Raw genomic sequence first — 18,839 nt, 5'->3', positions numbered from 1 at the left:
GGGACCGACGCCCCGTACGGCCTGCTGGCGGCCGTACGGGGCGTCGCGGGCGCGGGCGCCGCGGGAGGTGTGCGGCGCCCGCGCCCTCGGGAGGAGGACCCCGGGTGGGTCGCCCGGGATCACTCGGTGGAGATGGCCTTCAGGACGTCCATCCGCCCGGCGCGCCACGCCGGCCACAGCGCGGCGAACACCCCGATCACCGCGGCGACCACCAGGTACAGCACCAGCGTCCCGACCGGGATGGACAGCTCGCCGAGCCCCTTGTCCTTCAGCGCGTTCTGCAGCGCCGCGCCGAACGACACCCCGATGCCCATGCCGAGCAGCGCGCCGAACACCGCGATCACGATCGACTCCAGGCGGATCATCCGGCGCAGCTGCCGGCGGCTGATGCCGATGGCGCGCAGGAGCCCGATCTCGCGGGTCCGCTCGATCACCGACAGCGCCAGCGTGTTGATCACCCCGACGGCCGCGATGATGACCGACATCGCGAGCAGCACCGACAGGAACGTCACGAACGTGTCGACCTCGCTGTGGGCGCTGGCCTTCAGCGCCGCCTGGTCGGACACCTCCAGGTTCGGGTAGTCCTTCAGCGTCGTCTCCAGCGCCGCCTTGGTCGCCGCGTCGGCCCGCGCCGTGTCGACGACGATGGCGTCGGCGGACGGCCGGGCGGTGTGCGCCCGGTACGCCTCCACCGAGATGACCGTCCCGCCGATCAGGTCGCTCTTGGTGAAGATCCCGGCGACCCGAAGCCGCTGCACCTGCCCGTCGGTGAACTGGACGGGGACGCTGCTGCCGACCTTCCAGCCGTGGTCGTCGGCGTTCTTCTCGCTCACCAGCATCCCGGCCGGGCCGAGGTCGGTGTTCCCCGACACCATCGACAGGCGCGCCGCCTTGGCGATCGCGGCGACGTCACCGGCCATGTACGACGTCTTGTCCCCGTCGATCTTGACGTTGCCGGGGTAGGTCGCGGACGCCGCCACCACCCCCGGCGTCGCCTTGATCCGCTGCACCGTGCCCTCGTCGATGCCGCTGCCGCCGCTCGGCTGGACCAGGTAGTCGGCGCCGAACTGCTGGTCGATCTGCGCGTCCACCGACGCCCGCATCGACGACCCCATCACGTTCACCACGGTGATCAGCGCCAGGCCGATCATCAGCGCGGCGGCGGTCGCGGCGGTCCGCCGCGGGTTGCGCAGCGCGTTCTGCTGCGCGAGCCGCCCCGGCGTGCCCATGAGCCTCGCGAACGGCGCGCCCAGCACCCGCACCACCGGGACGCTGATCACCGGCGCGAGCATCGCGACGCCGATGAACACCGCGAACGCCCCGGAGCCCACCGCGATGACCGGCTTGCCGCCGCCCCCGCCGAGCCCGACCCCGATGAGCCCGGCGCCGATCAGGGTCAGCAGCGACCCCAGCGCCACCCGGATCCGCAGCGACCGCTGCGGCAGCGCCACGTCGTCGCGCATCGCCGCTACCGGCGGGATCTTCGCCGCGCGCCGCGCCGGGAAGTACGCCGACACGACCGTCACCACGATGCCCACCACGTACGACCAGATCACCGGCGACGCGGTGAACGTCAGCCCGCCGTCCATGTTCGCCGCGGTCTTCAGCAGCGCCGCCAGCCCGGCGCCCATCGCCAGCCCGAGCGTCGACCCGACGAACCCGACCGCGACCGCCTCGCCGATCACCGCCCGCGTCACCTGCGGCCGCGCGGCGCCGATGGCGCGCAGCAGCGCCAGCTCACGGGTCCGCTGCGCCACCAGCATCGAGAACGTGTTGAAGATGATGAACGCCCCGACGAAGATCGAGATCAGCGCGAACACCAGCAGGAACACGCGGAAGAAGTTCAGGAACGCCGCGACGTCGCTCTTGGTCTCCTCGCGCAGCTCCGTCCCGGTGATGGCCTCCACACCGCCCGGCAGCACCTTCGACACCCGGTCGCGCAGCTCCGTCTCGGACGGGCCCGAGGAGCCCATCTCGATGTCGGAGAAGTACCCGGGCTTCAGCATCAGCCGCTGCGCCGTCGGCGTGTCGAACGCCGTGACGGTCGCGCCCATCAGGTCCCCGGCGTCGATCAGCCCGACGACGGTCATCGGCTGCGGCTTCCCCGAGGTCACGACACGGGCGGTGCCGCCCACGGCGAGCCGCGCCTTCGCCGCGGTCTCGGCGTCGACGAGGACCTCCCGGGGCCCCTGCGGCGCCCGCCCCGACTTCAGGTCGAACGACCCCGAGGCGTTCCAGTTCGTGCCGAGCTGCGGCGGGCCGTTCCCGCCGCCGACCAGCTTGCCGTTCGTGCCGACGACCGCGGCGAACCCGCTGACGTTGCCGACGGGGTCCTTCACCCCGTCCACGCCCTGCACGGCCTTCAGCACCGACGCCGGCACCGGCTGCGCCGGGGCGGTCTCGTCGTCGCCGGCCTCGACGACCTTCTTGGCCCGCACGTCCACGGCCACGTTCGTGCCGATCCGGCTGAACAGGTCGTCGAACTGCTTGTTCATCGTGTCGGTGAAGATCAGCGTGCCCGCCACGAACGCCACGCCGAGGATCACCGCGACGGCCGTCAGCACCAGCCTGATCTTGTGCGCCGCCAGGTTGCGGAGCGTGACCTTGCCCATCATCGCGCCGCGACCCCCGGCCCCTGCCCGCCCTGGACGCCCGCGCCGTCCGGGACGCCCGCGCCGGGACGCGGCCCCGCCTCGAAGCCCTTCATCCGCTCCAGGACCCGCTCGGCCGTCGGCTGCGTCATCGTGTCCACGATCTGCCCGTCGGTCAGGAACAGCACCTGGTCGGCGTACGCCGCCGCCGTCGGGTCGTGCGTCACCATCACGATCGTCTGGCCCATCCGCCGCACCGAGTCCCGCAGGAACCCCAGCACCTCGGCACCGGACCGCGAGTCCAGGTTCCCGGTCGGCTCGTCCGCGAAGATGATCTCGGGGCGGGCGGCGAGGGCGCGGGCGCACGCCACGCGCTGCTGCTGGCCGCCCGACAGCTCCGTCGGACGGTGCTTCAGCCGCGGCCGCAGCCCGACCGTGTCGATCACCGCGTCCAGCCACTGCCGGTCCGGCTTGCGCCCGGCGATGTCCATCGGCAGCGTGATGTTCTCCAGCGCCGTCAGCGTCGGCACCAGGTTGAACGCCTGGAAGATGAACCCGACCTTGTCGCGGCGCAGCCGCGTGAGCTGCTTGTCGCGCAGCCGCGTCAGCTCGGTGTCGCCGATGTACACCTCCCCGGAGTCCACCGAGTCCAGCCCTGCCATGCAGTGCATCAGCGTGGACTTGCCGGACCCGGACGGGCCCATGATCGCGGTGAAGCGGCCGCGGGGGATGCCCACGGTCACGCCGCCGAGGGCGACGACCTGCGCGTCGCCCTTCCCGTACACCTTCGCGACCTGATGCGCCCGTGCGGCGAATTCGCCCGCCCCGGGCGCGGCGTGCGCGTCAGCGGTCGATGGGGCGGTGTTCGTCACGTGAACTCCCTGTTTCGGGTGAAGCGGATGGATCTGCGTCCGGATCGCGCCCTGGTCCCCCCGGCGATCCGACGTAAGAAACAGTAGGAGTCCGACAAGCCCCTGAGATGCACCCCAGGAAGGGAATTACTGCTCCATCCCCGGCATGAGGGGGCCTCCACCCCGTCGTCCTCCCGGAGTAGGACCCCCGTGTCAAAGGAGGGGGGTACCCCGGAGCCACGGGCCAGGGTCGACCCCGGCGCGACGAAGGCCGGCCCTCCCCGCATCGCAGGAGGACCGGCCGGGAAACACCAGAACGGGCCGCGCGCGCCGCACCCCGGGGTCATACCAGGGTCCCGGACGCCGCCGGCCCGGGGTCGGGGTCAGGTCTGCCCGGGGCGGCTCAGACCCGTCTCGTACGCGTACACGACGGCCTGCACCCGGTCCCGCAGCCCCAGCTTCGCCAGGACGTTCCCCACGTGCGTCTTCACCGTCGTCTCGCTCACCACCAGCTCCGCCGCGATCTCCGCGTTCGACTGCCCCCGCGCCACATGCGACAGCACCTCCCGCTCCCGCTCGGTGAGGGTGTCCAGCCCCGGCGGCGGCGAGGAGTCCCGCACCGCGGGCAGCCGCGTCGCGAACTTGTCCAGCAGCCGCCGCGTCACACTCGGCGCCACGATCGCGTCGCCCGCCGCGACGATCCGGATCGCCTGCACCAGGTCCTCCGGCGGCGAGTCCTTCAGCAGGAACCCGCTCGCCCCCGCCCGCACCGCCTCGATCACGTACTCGTCCAGGTCGAACGTCGTGAGGATCAGCACCTTCGGATCGTGCGACGCCGCGCCCTCCCGGATGATCCGCCGGGTCGCCTCGATCCCGTCCACCCCCGGCATCCGGATGTCCATCAGCACCACGTCCGGCAGCAGCGACCGCGTCATCTCCACCGCCGCCGCGCCGTCACCCGCCTCACCGACCACCGCGATGTCCGTCTCGGCCTCCAGGATCAGCCGGAAACCCGTCCGCAGCAGCGGCTGGTCGTCGACGAGCAGCACCCGCACCGTGCTCATCGGCCCACCCCGCGGCGCCCCGCCACCACGCGCCGACGCGCCGTCCCGCTCGGTTCCATCGTCCCAGCTCCTCGCCTCGCGCCGCTCACGCCGCTCATCCTCAACCTACGCCTCCAGGGGGAACCGGGCCCGCACGCCGAACCCGCCGCCGACACGCGGCCCGATCCGCAGCTCGCCGCCGTACAACGCCACCCGCTCGTACATCCCGACCAGCCCGTGCCCGGGGTTGTCCCCATTGTCGGCCATGATCGTCGCGGTGCCGTGCCCGTCGTCCTCGATCTCCACGGTCAGGTCGTCGTCGGTGTAGTAGAGCCGGACCCAGGCCCGCGCCTGCGAACCCGCATGCTTGAGCGTATTGGTCAGCGCCTCCTGGATCAGCCGGAACGCCGCCACGTCCACCCCCGGCGACGGCGTCCGCGCCTCCCCCTCGATCCACAGCTGCACCGACAGGCCCGTCTCCCGCACATGGTCCAGCAGCTCCCCGAGATCACCGAGGCCCGGCTGCGGCGCCAGCTCCCGGCCCGCCTGCTCGGCGTCCCGGTCGGTGCGCAGCACCCCCACGATCCGCCGCATCTCGCTCAGCGCCGTCCGGCCGACCTCCTCGATCGTCGACATCGCCTCCCGCGCCCCGTCGGCGTTCCGGTCGATGATCCGCCGCGCCGCGCCCGCCTGCACCGTCATGACGCTCACATGGTGCGCCACCACGTCGTGCAGCTCCCGCGCGATCCGCGACCGCTCCTCGATCCGCGCCGCCCGCGCGTCGGTGCCCCGCGCCCGCTCCAGCCGCGCCGCCCGGTCCTCCAGCTCCGCGAAGTACGCCCGCCGCAGCCGCAGGTTCCGGCCCAGCACCCACACCCCGACCACCAGCGCCGCGTCCGTGAACAGCACGACCGGCGACACGTCCACCGGCAGCATCAGCAGCGACACCACGAAGTACACGAACCCCACCGCGCCGCCCAGCGCGCTGTGCGCCAGCCCCCGGTGCGCCGCGACGCTGTACACCGCGATCAGGAACGCCACCACGTCCGGCACCGACGGCGGGTAGTCCTGCACCGCCATCGCCAGCTCGCCCGCCACGATGAACAGCAGCACCGACAGCGGATACCGCTGCCGGAACGTCAACGCCAGCGCCACCACGGACACCAGCACGGCGTTCACCAGATCCGGCGACTGGAAGTTCTCGTATCCCTCCCCGTGCGGGAGGTCCTCCATGAACAGCTGAGGCAGCCCCACCAGCAGCAGCCCGACCGCCAGCAGCAGGTCGGCCGCCAGCGGGCGCGACTTCAGCCAGGCACGGCAGGTACGAAGACCACGGATGCGGGGTGACACGACTCTCACCCTAGGAGGTCATGCCAGGTCGTGACCCCTCCTGTACGCGGATCTGTCGTCCTCCCCAAGGAGGATCCGGAGCACCGTCCACGTTCGCTGAATCGGCTGCGATCCCGGCCCTGGCACCTTCTGAAGGACCGCCCCTGACGGTGCCCGTGCGGCGCGACCTCGCGTGACGGCCTGGACCCGCGCCGGCCGGCAACACACCCTTCGAGGCGAATCAGGCACGGAGCCCGGGTGCCGCGCAGGGCGGGCGCCGTTCCGGCACGTCCCATTGAGGACCGTGCACGTTCCCGGTTGCGGCCATGTCCGATTCCGGGGCCAGGCCATTCGGCGTCATGCCCGGTCGCGGCCTGCCAGGACCCCGCCCCGCCGCCGCGGACGGCGATCAGAGGTCCGCGCGCTCCCGCGTCACCGACTCCAGATCCGCCGGCGACGGACGCCGCACCGGCACCACCGGCAACGGCGGGGGAGTACCCCCGAACTGCGGGCACCGCTCCTTGTGATCACACCAGTCGCACAACCGGCTCACCCGCGGCCGCCACTCCCCGGTGTCCATCGCCCGCCGGATCGCCTCCCACAACGCCTCCACCTTCCGCTGCGTCGCCCGCAGATCCGCCTCATCCGGCTCGTACCGCAGCACCTCACCGTTCCCCAGGTACATCAGCTGCAACAAACGCGGCACACGCCCCTGCAAACGCCACAACACCAGCGCGTAGAACTTCATCTGGAACAACGCCCGCGCCTCGAAATCCGCCCGCGGCGCCGTCCCCGTCTTGTAATCCACGATCCGCACGTCACCACCCGGCGCCACATCCACCCGGTCGATGTAACCCCGCAGCTTCAACCCCGAATCCAGGACCGTCTCCACGAACAGCTCCCGCTCCGCCGGCTCCAGCCGCCGCGGATCCTCCAACGTGAAATACCGCTCCACCATCCGCCGCGCCTGCGCCAGCCACTCCGCCCGCTCCGCCTCACCGCCCTCACCCTCGAACAACCCCGCCAGCTCCGGCTCCGCCTCCAGCAGCCGCTCCCACTGCGGCCCCAGCAGCTCCAGCGCCGCCGCCACCGTCCGCCCGCCCGTCGGAAGATCGAACAACCGCTCCAGCACCGCGTGCACCAGCGTCCCCCGCGCCGCCGCCGCGCTCGGCCGCTCCGGAAGCCTGTCGATCACCCGGAACCGGTACAGCAGCGGGCACGTCATGAAATCCCCCGCCCGCGACGGCGACAGCGACCCGACGACCTCGACGACCCCCTCCCCGGTGGCCTCCCCGACGGACGGGACACTCGCCTCACTACCGGCCTCCGTGGTCGTCATGGCCAGCAGCGTAGGCGACGGCCCCGACGAAATCCCGCAACCACGGCGCACCGCCCGCCGGCCCGCGCCTACGGGGCCGTAGCATCGGTGACGTGACACACAGCGCGCCACCCGCCGAGGGCAAGACGCCCGCCGGAGACCCCGGCCCCGACGACGACCGGCCCGGCCGCCCCGGCCTGCTCATGGGACGCCCCTTCGGCGTCCCCGTCTTCGTCTCGCCCAGCTGGTTCCTGGTCGCCGTCCTCGTCACCGTCATGTTCGAAGGCCAGGCCAACGACGTCATCGCACGTCCCGCCAGCTACGCCGTCGCGTTCGCCTACGCCCTCCTGCTGTACGGCTCGGTCTTCGTCCACGAGCTCAGCCACGCCGTCACCGCCCGCGTCCTCGGCCTCCCCGTGCGCTCCGTCACCCTCCACATCCTCGGCGGCGAGACCTCCATCGGACGCGAGGCCCCCACCCCCGGCCGCGAGTTCCTCATCGCCTTCGCCGGGCCCCTCGTCAACCTCGTCCTGGCCGGACTCGGCCTGTTCGCCCACGCCGTCCTCACCCTCCCCGACGTCGCCCTCCTCCTCCTGGAGGCCCTCACCTTCGCCAACCTCCTCGTCGGCGTGTTCAACCTCCTGCCCGGCCTGCCCCTCGACGGCGGCCGCCTCGTCCGCGCCGCCGTCTGGAAGGCCACCGGCCGCAGCCGCAGCGGCGCCATCTTCGCCGGCTGGGTCGGACGCGGCGTCGCCCTCGCCTGCCTCCTCGCCGGCGCGTTCCTCGCCACCTACGAGACCGGCGACGGCGGCGGCTTCGGCTGGCTCGCCCTCCTGTGGTCCGCGCTCGTCGCGTCCTTCATCTGGGTCGGCGCCACCCAGGCCATCCGCGCCGAACGCGTCCGCGACCGCATCCCCCTGCTGTCGGCCCGCCGCCTCGCCCGCCGCGCCACCCTCGTCACCGCCGACGTCCCCCTCGCCGAGGCCATCCGCCGCGCCCACGAGGAGCACTCCGGCGCCCTCGTCATCGTCGACCACGACGGCATGCCCCGCGGCCTCGTCAGCGAGAAGGCCGTCACCGCCACCCCGCCCCACCGGCGCCCCTGGGTCACCGCGGGCGACCTGTCCCGCGGCATCGAGGACGCCCTCACCCTCCCCGCCGACATCACCGGCGACGACCTCGTCACCGCGCTGCGCCACGCCCCCGCCTCCGAGTACCTCCTCGTCGAACCCGACGGCCGCGTCTACGGCGTCCTCGCCGTCGCCGACGTCGACCGCGCCTTCACCGGGATCTGACCGCCCCGGACGCCCTCCCCGGGCATCGGCGGGCGCTCCTCGGACGCCCCTCGGACGCCCCTCTGCCCGCTGCTCGGACGCCGCCCGAAGGTCCCCGTCCCCGCCCCCGTCCGCGCCGGTCCGGGCCGCTCCCACCCGGCGCTAGCCTTGACGACCATGAGTGAACCCCAGCCGAAGCCCCAGGCCACCGGCCGCATCCCCCACGGCCCGTTCCGCCCCGGCGACCAGGTTCAGCTCACCGACCCCAAAGGCCGCATCAACACCATCACCCTCCAAACCGGCAAGCTCTACCACTCCCACAAGGGCTCCGTCCCCCACGACGACATCATCGGCAGCCCCGAAGGCACCGTCTTCCGCACCACCGGCGGCATCGACTACCTCGCCTTCCGGCCCCTCCTCGCCGACTTCGCCGTCCGCATGCCCCGCGGCGCCGCCGTCGTCTACCCCAAGGACGCCGCCCAGATCATCGCCATGGCCGACATCTTCCCCGGCGCCCGCGTCGTCGAGGCCGGCGCCGGATCCGGCGCCCTCTCCTGCTTCCTCCTGCGCGCCGTCGGCGAACACGGCCGCCTCTCCTCCTACGAACGCCGCCCCGACTTCGCCGACATCGCCCGCGCCAACGTCGAGAAGTTCTTCGGCGGCCCCCACCCCGCCTGGCACCTCACCGTCGGCGCCCTCGAAGACGCCCTCACCGAGACCGAGGCCGACCGCGTCGTCCTCGACATGCTCGCCCCCTGGGAGACCCTCGACGCCGTCGCCAAGGCGCTCATCCCCGGCGGCCTCGTCTGCGCCTACATCGCCACCACCACCCAGATGTCCCGCGTCGTGGAGGACCTGCGCGCGCACGGCGCGTTCGCCGAGCCCTACGCCTTCGAGACCATGCTGCGCTCCTGGCACGTCGACGGCCTCGCCGTCCGCCCCGACCACCGCATGGTCGGCCACACCGGCTTCCTCGTCACCGCCCGCCGCCTCGCCGACGGCGTCACCCCGCCCCAGCGCCGCCGCCGCCCCGCCAAGGGCGCCCACCCCGAACCCGCCCGCGCCGAACCCGCGCAGTCCGAACCAGCCCGCGCGGAACCCGCTCGCACGGAACCAGCCCGCACGGCCGCCACGCCGGACGTTCCCACCGAGTCGTAGATCACATTCCGGAACCGATCGCACCGGAAACCACCACGATCCGTGACATGACGCATTCGCCGTGTCACGACCGCCGTGTCCCGCGTGCCCGGCTCCTCACCCCGCGAAACCGACAAACCGCCCAGCGGCGCCGGGCCGGACCAGCGAAATCCCCACCCCGCCGATCCCACCCCCGCGCCACAACCGCCCAGGCAGCCGCCACCCCCACCCCACCCCCCGCACCCGCCGAACGACACGACTACCGAAAGGGCAGGTTACGGAAGCCCTCCAGATAGGTAGGGTCTCAGTAGGTCGTCGGCTCTCTTCGTGAGGAGGTGACGGGGCGTGGCCGCTCGTGACGATGCTGGGGCGCGCAGGGCGCAGCACGACAAGGAGGTCAGAGACCTCCAAACGCAGGTGTCCTTCCTGGAGGAGGAGATCTCCGTGCTGCGCCGCAAGCTCGCGGAATCCCCGCGCCAAGTACGTGTTCTTGAAGAACGCCTCCATGAGGCACAGGCCAACCTGGCCGCCGTAACCGGACAGAACGAGCGACTCGTAGCGACCCTCAAAGAGGCTCGCGAACAGATCGTGGCGCTCAAGGAGGAGGTCGACAGGCTCGCCCAACCACCCTCCGGATTCGGAGTCTTCCTCGAAGCCCGCGACGATGGAACGGTCGACATCTTCACCGGCGGGCGCAAACTCCGCGTCAACGTCAGCCCCGCCGTCGAAGTCGACGACCTCCAGCGCGGCCAAGAGGTCATGCTCAACGAGGCCCTCAACATCGTCGAAGCACTCGCCTTCGAAGAGCAGGGCGAAGTCGTCATGCTCAAGGAGCTCTTCGACGACGGAGAACGCGCCCTCGTCATCGCACACGCCGACGAGGAACGCGTCATCAAACTCGCCGAGCCGCTACGCGGAGTCCCCCTGCGCGCAGGCGACTCCCTCATGCTCGAATCCCGCTCCGGATACGCCTACGAGAAGATCCACAAGGCGGAGGTCGAGGAACTCGTCCTCGAAGAGGTCCCCGACATCTCCTACAACGAGATCGGCGGCCTCGGCTCACAGATCGAAATGATCCGCGACGCCGTCGAGCTTCCCTACCTGCACGCCGACCTCTTCCGTGAGCACCAGCTCCGGCCCCCCAAGGGCGTCCTCCTGTACGGGCCGCCCGGCTGCGGAAAGACGCTCATCGCCAAGGCCGTCGCCAACTCCCTCGCCAAACAGGTCGCGGAGAAGACCGGCCAGGAAGGCAAGAGCTTCTTCCTCAACATCAAGGGCCCGGAACTGCTCAACAAGTACGTCGGCGAAACCGAACGGCACATCCGGCTCGTCTTCCAACGGGCCCGCGAGAAGGCCTCCGCCGGAACCCCCGTCATCGTGTTCTTCGACGAGATGGACTCCATCTTCCGCACCCGCGGATCCGGAGTCTCCTCCGACGTCGAGAACACCATCGTCCCGCAGCTGCTCAGCGAGATCGACGGGGTCGAGGGCCTGGAGAACGTCATCGTCATCGGCGCCTCCAACCGCGAGGACATGATCGACCCCGCGATCCTGCGCCCGGGCCGCCTCGACGTCAAGATCAAAATCGAGCGCCCCGACGCCGAGGCCGCCAAGGACATCTTCTCCAAGTACATCCTCAGCGGCCTCCCGCTCCACCCCGACGACGTCAAGGAACACGGCGGCTCCGAGGACGTCACCGTCGACGCCATGATCCAGCGCGTCGTCGAACGCATGTACACCGAGACCGACGAGAACCGGTTCCTGGAGGTCACCTACGCCAACGGAGACAAAGAGGTCCTCTACTTCAAGGACTTCAACTCCGGCGCCATGATCCAGAACATCGTCGACCGCGCCAAGAAGATGGCCATCAAGCAGTTCCTCGACACCGGCCAGAAGGGCCTGCGCGTCAGCCACCTCCTCGCCGCCTGCGTCGACGAGTTCAGCGAGAACGAAGACCTCCCCAACACCACCAACCCCGACGACTGGGCCCGCATCTCCGGCAAGAAGGGCGAACGGATCGTCTACATCCGCACCCTCGTCTCCGGAACCAAGGGCGCCGAAGCCGGCCGGTCCATCGACACCGTCGCCAACACCGGCCAATACCTCTGACCCACCACACCGAAACGACACGCGCGGCGGTCCCCCCACCAGGGAGGCCGCCGCGCGATCATTCACCGGAGAGACCCATCACCCAGCCCCGCCGCCACCCACGCCCCCGCCACGCCCCGACACACCCGGAAAACTCACCACGCCGCACACCGCCCACCCCACCCCCCACACCCGTCCACGCCCAGACCAAGAACCATTCCGGCGCCGCACCGCGAACCCCCGCGCGCGCCCCTCAAGACCGGCCCCATGGCTCCACCCCCGCCGCCCCGATAGGCTCGACGATATGAGCGTTCGGCGGGTGATGGGCATCGAGACCGAGTACGGCATCTCCGTACCCGGCCAACCAGGGGCCAACGCGATGGTGACCTCCTCCCAGGTCGTCAACGCCTACCTCGCGGCATCGGCGGCACGCGCCCGCAGGGCCCGATGGGACTTCGAAGAGGAGAACCCCCTCCGCGACGCCCGCGGCTTCGACCTCGCCAGAGAGGTCGCCGACCCCAGCCAGCTCACCGACGAGGACCTCGGCCTCGCCAACGTCATCCTCACCAACGGCGCCCGCCTCTACGTCGACCACGCCCACCCCGAGTACTCCGCACCCGAGTGCACCAACCCCCTCGACGCCGTCACCTGGGACAAAGCAGGCGAACGCGTCATGGCCGACGCCGCCGCACGCGCCGCCCTCGTCCCCGGCACCCACCCCATCCAGCTCTACAAGAACAACACCGACAACAAAGGCGCCTCCTACGGCTGCCATGAGAACTACCTCATGAAGCGCGAGACGCCCTTCGCCGACATCGTCCGCCACCTCACCCCCTTCTTCGTCTCCCGCCAGGTCGTCTGCGGCGCCGGCCGCGTCGGCATCGGCGTCGACGGCCGCGGCGACGGCTTCCAGATCAGCCAGCGCGCCGACTTCTTCGAGGTCGAGGTCGGCCTGGAGACCACCCTCAAACGCCCCATCATCAACACCCGCGACGAGCCCCACGCCGACCCCGAGAAGTACCGGCGCCTGCACGTGATCATCGGCGACGCCAACATGGCCGAGCTGTCCACCTACCTCAAGCTCGGCACCACGGCCCTCGTCCTCGCCATGATCGAGGACGGCTTCCTCACCGTCGACCTCTCCGTCGACATGCCCGTCGCCGCACTCCGCGCCGTCTCCCACGACCCGTCGTGCAAGCACCTGCTCACCCTCCGCGACGGCCGCAAGATGACCGCCGTCCAGCTCCAGATGGAGTACCTGGAGCAGTCCCGCAAATACGTCGAGGACCGATTCGGCTCCGACGTCGACGACATGACGAAGGACGTCCTCGACCGCTGGGAATCCGTCCTGCACCGGCTCGGCGACGACCCGATGCAGCTCTCCCGCGAACTCGACTGGGTCGCCAAACTCGAACTGCTGGAGGGTTACCGCAGCCGCGACGGCCTCGACTGGTCCCACCCGCGCCTCCAGCTCGTCGACCTCCAGTACACCGACATCCGCCCCGACAAGGGCCTCTACAACCGCCTCGTCGCCCGGAACCGCATCGAGCGCGTCGTCACCGAGGCCCAGGTCGAGTCCGCCATCGAGGACCCGCCCGAGGACACCCGCGCCTACTTCCGCGGCCGCTGCCTGCGCCAATACGCGGAATCCGTCGCCGCCGCGTCCTGGGACTCCGTCATCTTCGACGTCCCCGGCCGCGAGTCCCTCCAGCGCGTCCCCACCCTGGAGCCCCTGCGCGGCACCAGACAGCACGTGGGCGCCCTCCTGGACCGCTGCCGCACCGCGGCCGACCTTGTGGCCACCCTGACCGGCCAGAGCTGACACAGCCCCTCACAGGCGCTCACAGCCACCGCAAGCCACCCCGGCGCTCGGGCCGCCGCAGGTGGACGCCCCCGCTGGATAGCGCCACTATCGAAGTCGAACGTACGTGCTGACCTGCACCTTTGTCGGACGTCTCGGTTTTGTGACCGCTATGCCCGTTTCAGTGACCGGCCGGGGGGCGATAACCGGAGCAGGCCCCCCGACGCCGTCGTGGCGGCGCGACGGACCGGCAGATCCGTTCGCCGCAGAAGATCGGAGATAGGGTTGGGGGTACCGGCAGAGCGGAGGTACGGAATGGCCACGAAGGACACCGGCGGTCAGAAGCAGACCACCCGGCGCACGGAAGAGGTCGAGGAGACCGAGGCCACGACGACCGAGGACGTCCAAGAGCGCCAGGACAAGCTCACCGACGACGTCGACGCAATTCTCGATGAAATTGACGAAGTCCTCGAAGAAAATGCAGAGGAATTCATCCGTAGTTACGTCCAAAAAGGCGGACAGTGACACATAAAATTGGACATGTCGGATAGTGCCGATGGAGGTCGGTTCTCCACCAGGTAATCCGACGTCGATTCCCTAAAAGCGCTGCCAGGGCATGGGCGGGACGGTAACGTCCTGCCCATGTCTGATAAGCGGTGTCGAGATTGCGGCCAAGTGAAGAGCGCCGCAGAATTCTCGAAAAGAAAAGCGTCCGCTGACGGCCTGGCGCTCTACTGCAAGGAGTGCTTCGCCCTGCGCAACGCGGCGACCTATAGAAAGCGGCAAGCCCGACTGGGTAAGAAAACGCGCACTTTCCGGCGGCACTCGGCCGTCCCTGAGGGAATGAAGTACTGTGCGCAGTGCCAGGAAACCAAGCCGGTCGGCGAGTTCGGTAAGAACCGTGCCGCTGCATCGGGCCTCACTACCTACTGTCGGCCATGTCATAACAAGGTCATGGCCGAAACGAAGCAACGCCTCTACGGAAGCGACCGCAACTACCTCCTGAAGCTTCGCTACGGCCTCACGGAGGAGCAGGTGGATCAGATGATCGTCCGGCAGGGCGGCGTCTGTGTCATCTGTCTGCGCGCGGAGGCGAAGCAGGTTGACCACAGCCATCTCACGGGCGTCGTCAGGGGAATCCTCTGCTTCCGGTGCAACGGAGCGCTCGGCCAGTTCCACGACGACCCGCGCTGCCTGGGTGACGCCGCGGACTACGTGGAACTTCGTGGGCCGCACGCGAGGAGGATGAGGCTCGAACTCGATGCCGCCGTGATGGGCGGCCCTGAGCGCAAGCGGCGCGATCCTCGATGGTCCGGAAGGTCCGATTCGGTGGGCACGGCACGGCATTACCACCTGCGTCAGAAGTACGGGATCAACGACGAGGACGCGCGGTGGCTGCTCGGTATCCAGGGTGGGCTGTGCGCGGTGTGCTGGGACGTTCCGGCGGAGCATGTCGACCACGATCACATTTCCGGAGCCGTGCGGGGCATGGCGTGCGGGGGCTGCAATACGGGAATGGGACAGCTGGACGATGATCCCGTCTCGCTGCGCCGCGCGGCGGACTACGTCCTGGGGCGGCTGGTGACGGAGGTCCCGGCGGCCGGCGGGGGCACTCGGCTGTCGTTCACCCTGCCTGACGTCGATCCGGGGACGGTGCCGGTGGACGGCTGGGCGGAGTATCGGGAGGCGGACGGACGGCATCGGTCCAGCGTGTGGCGGGTGGATGACGACCATGAGGGTCCGACGTGGCTCACTCGGGGGCTGAGGGACCTCACCGAGTCGTACAGGACGATGGTCGAGGAGTACGCGGGCGCAGGATGAGGGCTCCCAGTGAGGGCTCCGGTGAAGGGCCGCCGGATGCGGTTCGGGTGGGTTCGCCGTGGGCGGACTGGACTGGGGATCACGCGGCATGCGGTGGGCGACGGTGAACAGTAGGGTCGTAGTCGTCCCGCACCGGCGGGGTTGTGGAGGAGCCGGTGCCATGACGGAGGGAAGGGAGTCGCGTGGCGTCCCACGATTCGCACACCGGACGTCTGCCGGGGCTGTTCGCCAGCCCTGGGTCGTCGTCGTTCACGGAGTTCCTGGGGGCGTACTCTCCGGAGCTGCTGCCCGGAAGGCGGACCCTTCCGGCGGGCCCGGTGGGGGATGAGATCCCGCATGGCACGACGATCGTCGCGGTGGGGTTCCCCGGCGGGGTGGTGATGGCGGGGGACCGGCGGGCGACGGCGGGGAACGTGATCGCCCAGCGTGACATCGAGAAGGTGTTCCGAGCGGACGAGTTCTCGGCGATCGCGATCGCGGGGACGGCGGGCATCGGGATCGAGATGGTGCGGCTGTTCCAGGTGGAGCTGGAGCACTACGAGAAGCGTGAGGGCAGGACGCTGTCGGTGGAGGGGAAGGCGAACCGGCTGGCGACGATGGTGCGGCAGAACCTGGGCATGGCGATGCAGGGGCTGGCGGTGGTGCCGTTGTTCGCGGGGTACGACGAGGAGCGCGACGGGGGGCGGATCTTCTCCTACGATCCGGCGGGCGGCCGGTACGAGGAGCGGGACTTCTACTCGATCGGTTCGGGTTCGGTGTTCGCGCGGGGCGCGTTGAAGAAGCTGTACCGGGCGGACCTGTCGGTGGACGACGCGGCGCTGGTGTGCGTGCAGGCGTTGTACGACGCGGCGGACGACGATTCGGCGACGGGGGGCCCGGATCTGACGCGGGGGATCTTCCCCGTGGTGGCGGTGGTGACGTCGGACGGGTATCGCCGGCTCGGTGAGGACGAGGTGGGCGCGGTGGCGCGTTCGGTGGTCGAGGGACGTTACGACTCGCCGGGCGGGCCGTCCGCCCCGCTGCGATAGAAGGGATCCAGTTCGGTGTCCATGCCGTTCTATGTGTCGCCTGAACAGCAGATGAAGGACAAGGCGGACTATGCGCGGAAGGGTATTTCGCGTGGCCGCAGTGTCGTGGTGCTGCAGTACGACGATGGCATCTTGTTCGTGGCGGACAATCCGTCGCGGGCGCTGCACAAGATCAGTGAGATCTACGACCGGATCGCGTTCGCGGCGGTGGGGAAGTACAACGAGTTCGAGAACCTGCGGCTGGGCGGGGTGCGGTACGCGGACATCAACGGGTACCAGTACGACCGTCGTGATGTGACGGCGCGGGGGCTGGCGAACGTGTACGCGCAGTCGCTGGGGACGATCTTCACGGAGACGAACAAGCCGTACGAGGTGGAGCTGGTCGTCGCGGAGGTGGGCGATGACGCGGAGACGGACCAGATCTACCGGTTGACGTTCGACGGGTCGGTGGCCGATGAGCACGGCTACGTGGCGATGGGCGGTCAGGCGGACGCGGTGGCGCAGGCGCTGAAGGACGGGTACCGGGAGGGTTCGTCGTTGGCGGACGCGTTGCGGACGGCGGTCCGGGCGCTGGAGGCGCAGGATTCGGAGCGGCGCCTGGAGGCGACGTCGCTTGAGGTGGCGGTGCTGGACCGCAATCGTGAGCACCGGTTGTTCAAGCGGTTGACGGCGCGGCGGATCGAGGATCTCCTCGGTGAGGACGGTGGCGCGTCCGGGTCCGCGGAGGCCGGGTCGGCGTCGTCGGAGGATGCGGACGAGGACTGACGGGATCTTCGTCTCCGGAGTCCGGGCAGGGGCGGTCTAAGCCTGTAAGTCCCGCCCGGAGCCCGAGCCGGGGGCGGCCCGGGGCCGGGCCGCGCGGGGCCGTCCGGAGCCCGAGCCGGTCCGATCCGGATGGAGATCCAGTCCGGTATCGGCCTGGGTCCGGGGCCGTCGTCGGGCGGCCGGGGGTGGTTGTGGCCCGTCGTGGCGGGGTGGCTGGGGCCGCCCGGCTGCGGCGGGTCCTGTCGTCTGGGGCGTTGTGGAAACGGTGTGCTTCAGAGACTGCCAAGACCGGGCCGGGCCGCATAGGGTCTTGGTGTGGACAGGCGCATTTTCGGGCTTGAGAACGAGTACGGCGTCACCTGTACCTTCCGCGGTCAGCGGCGGCTGTCACCTGATGAGGTGGCGCGCTATCTGTTCCGGCGGGTGGTGTCGTGGGGCCGTAGCAGCAACGTGTTCCTGCGCAATGGCGCGCGGCTCTACCTGGATGTGGGCAGTCACCCGGAGTATGCGACGCCGGAGTGCGACAGTGTCGTGGATCTGGTGACGCATGACAAGGCGGGGGAGCGGATCCTGGAGGGGTTGCTGGTCGATGCCGAGCGGCGGCTCCGGGAGGAGGGCATCGCGGGTGACATCTATCTGTTCAAGAACAACACGGATTCGGCGGGGAACTCGTACGGCTGTCATGAGAACTATCTGGTGGGGCGGCACGGGGAGTTCGGGAGGCTCGCGGACGTCCTGATCCCGTATCTGGTGACGCGTCAGATCATCTGTGGTGCGGGGAAGGTGCTGCAGACGCCGCGGGGTGCGGTGTACTGCGTGTCGCAGCGGGCGGAGCACATTTGGGAGGGCGTGTCGTCGGCGACGACGCGGTCTCGTCCGATCATCAATACGCGTGATGAGCCGCATGCGGACGCGGAGCGGTTCAGAAGGCTGCATGTGATCGTCGGTGACTCGAACATGAGCGAGACGACGATGCTGCTGAAGGTCGGCGCGACCGACCTGGTGCTGCGGATGATCGAGGCGGGCGTGGTGATGCGCGACCTTACGCTGGAGAACCCGATCCGGGCGATCCGGGAGGTCAGTCATGACATGACGGGCCGGCGGAAGGTGCGGCTGGCGAACGGGCGCGAGGCGAGTTCGCTGGAGATCCAGAGGGAGTATTTCGGGAAGGCGCGGGACTTCGTGGACGCGCGGGGCGGGGACGCGACGGCGAAGCGTGTGCTGGAGTTGTGGGAGCGGACGTTGCGGGCGGTGGAGACGGGGGATCTGGATCTGGTGTCCCGTGAGATCGACTGGGTGACGAAGTACAAGCTGATCGAGCGGTACCGGCGCAAGTACGATCTGCCGCTGTCGTCGCCGCGTGTGGCGCAGCTGGATCTGGCGTATCACGATGTGCATCGTGATCGCGGTCTGTACTATCTGCTGGAGAAGCGGGGGTCGGTGGAGCGGGTGTCGCGGGATCTGGACATCTTCGAGGCGAAGTCGGTGCCGCCGCAGACGACGCGGGCGCGGCTGCGGGGTGAGTTCATCCGGAAGGCGCAGGAGAAGCGGCGTGATTTCACGGTGGACTGGGTGCATCTGAAGCTGAACGACCAGGCGCAGCGCACTGTCTTGTGCAAGGACCCGTTCCGGTCGGTCGACGAGCGGGTCGACAAGCTGATCGCGGGGATGTAGCGGCCGCTGTGGTCGCGGGCGCTGGAGCGCCCTGGCGGTGGGGTGTGCCCGGTGTGCCGGTGTGGTGCGTCTGTGGCTATCGGCTGGTCACGCGGGGGTAGGGTGAGCGCGCAGCAGCG

The 18,839-nt window shown here is 70.0% G+C and carries 14 protein-coding genes; 9 read left to right on the top strand and 5 right to left on the bottom strand.

Features of this window, described 5'->3' with window-relative positions; all coding sequences use genetic code 11:
• Positions 1-119: 119 nt before the first annotated feature.
• The 5 genes from AGRA3207_RS02525 to AGRA3207_RS02505 form a co-directional block, all read right to left on the bottom strand.
• Positions 120-2,615 carry an ABC transporter permease gene (locus AGRA3207_RS02525; RefSeq protein WP_231332930.1) on the bottom strand — a complete coding sequence of 832 codons (2,496 nt, stop codon included), beginning with the start codon at positions 2,613-2,615 and terminating at the stop codon, positions 120-122.
• Positions 2,612-3,463 (bottom strand): ABC transporter ATP-binding protein, encoded by an 852-nt coding sequence (locus tag AGRA3207_RS02520; RefSeq protein WP_231332929.1) that lies wholly within the window; start codon positions 3,461-3,463, stop codon positions 2,612-2,614. Before AGRA3207_RS02520 ends, AGRA3207_RS02525 begins: the two co-directional genes overlap by 4 nt.
• 362 nt (positions 3,464-3,825) lie before the next feature.
• Complete coding sequence (locus AGRA3207_RS02515; protein WP_231332928.1) at positions 3,826-4,506, bottom strand: response regulator; 681 nt, start codon at positions 4,504-4,506, stop codon at positions 3,826-3,828.
• 105 nt (positions 4,507-4,611) lie between these two features.
• A complete protein-coding gene (locus AGRA3207_RS02510; protein WP_231332927.1) occupies positions 4,612-5,835 on the bottom strand; it encodes a sensor histidine kinase in 1,224 nt (407 codons plus the stop codon).
• Positions 5,836-6,223: 388 nt separating this feature from the next.
• Complete coding sequence (locus AGRA3207_RS02505; RefSeq protein WP_231336208.1) at positions 6,224-7,039, bottom strand: RecB family exonuclease; 816 nt, start codon at positions 7,037-7,039, stop codon at positions 6,224-6,226.
• A gap of 206 nt (positions 7,040-7,245) precedes the next feature.
• On the opposite strand from AGRA3207_RS02505, the gene AGRA3207_RS02500 reads away from it, so the two are divergent.
• The 9 genes from AGRA3207_RS02500 (at position 7,246) to pafA (ending at position 18,720) form a co-directional block, all read left to right on the top strand.
• The gene (locus AGRA3207_RS02500; protein WP_231332926.1) at positions 7,246-8,427 is read left to right on the top strand and encodes a site-2 protease family protein; all 1,182 of its coding nucleotides are present in this window, start codon (positions 7,246-7,248) and stop codon (positions 8,425-8,427) included.
• A 156-nt stretch (positions 8,428-8,583) separates the two neighbouring features.
• The gene (locus tag AGRA3207_RS02495) at positions 8,584-9,564 is read left to right on the top strand and encodes a tRNA (adenine-N1)-methyltransferase (RefSeq protein ID WP_231332925.1); all 981 of its coding nucleotides are present in this window, start codon (positions 8,584-8,586) and stop codon (positions 9,562-9,564) included.
• A gap of 324 nt (positions 9,565-9,888) precedes the next feature.
• Positions 9,889-11,652, top strand: coding sequence for a proteasome ATPase (gene arc / locus AGRA3207_RS02490; protein ID WP_231332924.1), 1,764 nt, complete (start codon positions 9,889-9,891; stop codon positions 11,650-11,652).
• 283 nt (positions 11,653-11,935) lie between these two features.
• Positions 11,936-13,453, top strand: coding sequence for a depupylase/deamidase Dop (gene dop, locus AGRA3207_RS02485; RefSeq protein ID WP_231332923.1), 1,518 nt, complete (start codon positions 11,936-11,938; stop codon positions 13,451-13,453).
• 294 nt (positions 13,454-13,747) lie between these two features.
• The gene (locus AGRA3207_RS02480; protein ID WP_231332922.1) at positions 13,748-13,957 is read left to right on the top strand and encodes a ubiquitin-like protein Pup; all 210 of its coding nucleotides are present in this window, start codon (positions 13,748-13,750) and stop codon (positions 13,955-13,957) included.
• Between the two features lie 150 nt (positions 13,958-14,107).
• Positions 14,108-15,253: an endonuclease VII domain-containing protein gene (locus AGRA3207_RS02475; RefSeq protein WP_231332921.1), complete on the top strand. Its 1,146-nt coding sequence runs from the start codon at positions 14,108-14,110 to the stop codon at positions 15,251-15,253.
• Between the two features lie 182 nt (positions 15,254-15,435).
• On the top strand, positions 15,436-16,281 hold the full coding sequence (prcB, locus tag AGRA3207_RS02470; protein ID WP_231332920.1) for a proteasome subunit beta: 846 nt from the start codon (positions 15,436-15,438) through the stop codon (positions 16,279-16,281).
• Between the two features lie 21 nt (positions 16,282-16,302).
• On the top strand, positions 16,303-17,046 hold the full coding sequence (gene prcA / locus AGRA3207_RS02465; protein ID WP_231336207.1) for a proteasome subunit alpha: 744 nt from the start codon (positions 16,303-16,305) through the stop codon (positions 17,044-17,046).
• 315 nt (positions 17,047-17,361) lie between these two features.
• Entirely contained in the window at positions 17,362-18,720 is a 1,359-nt protein-coding gene (pafA, locus tag AGRA3207_RS02460) for a Pup--protein ligase (protein WP_231332919.1), read from the top strand.
• The last annotated feature ends 119 nt before the right edge of the window (positions 18,721-18,839 follow it).

Source organism: Actinomadura graeca, from assembly GCF_019175365.1.
Lineage (GTDB): Bacteria > Actinomycetota > Actinomycetes > Streptosporangiales > Streptosporangiaceae > Spirillospora > Spirillospora graeca.
The sequence above is the reverse complement of the archived record's forward strand: the minus strand, read 5'-3'. Positions and strand labels throughout refer to the sequence as shown.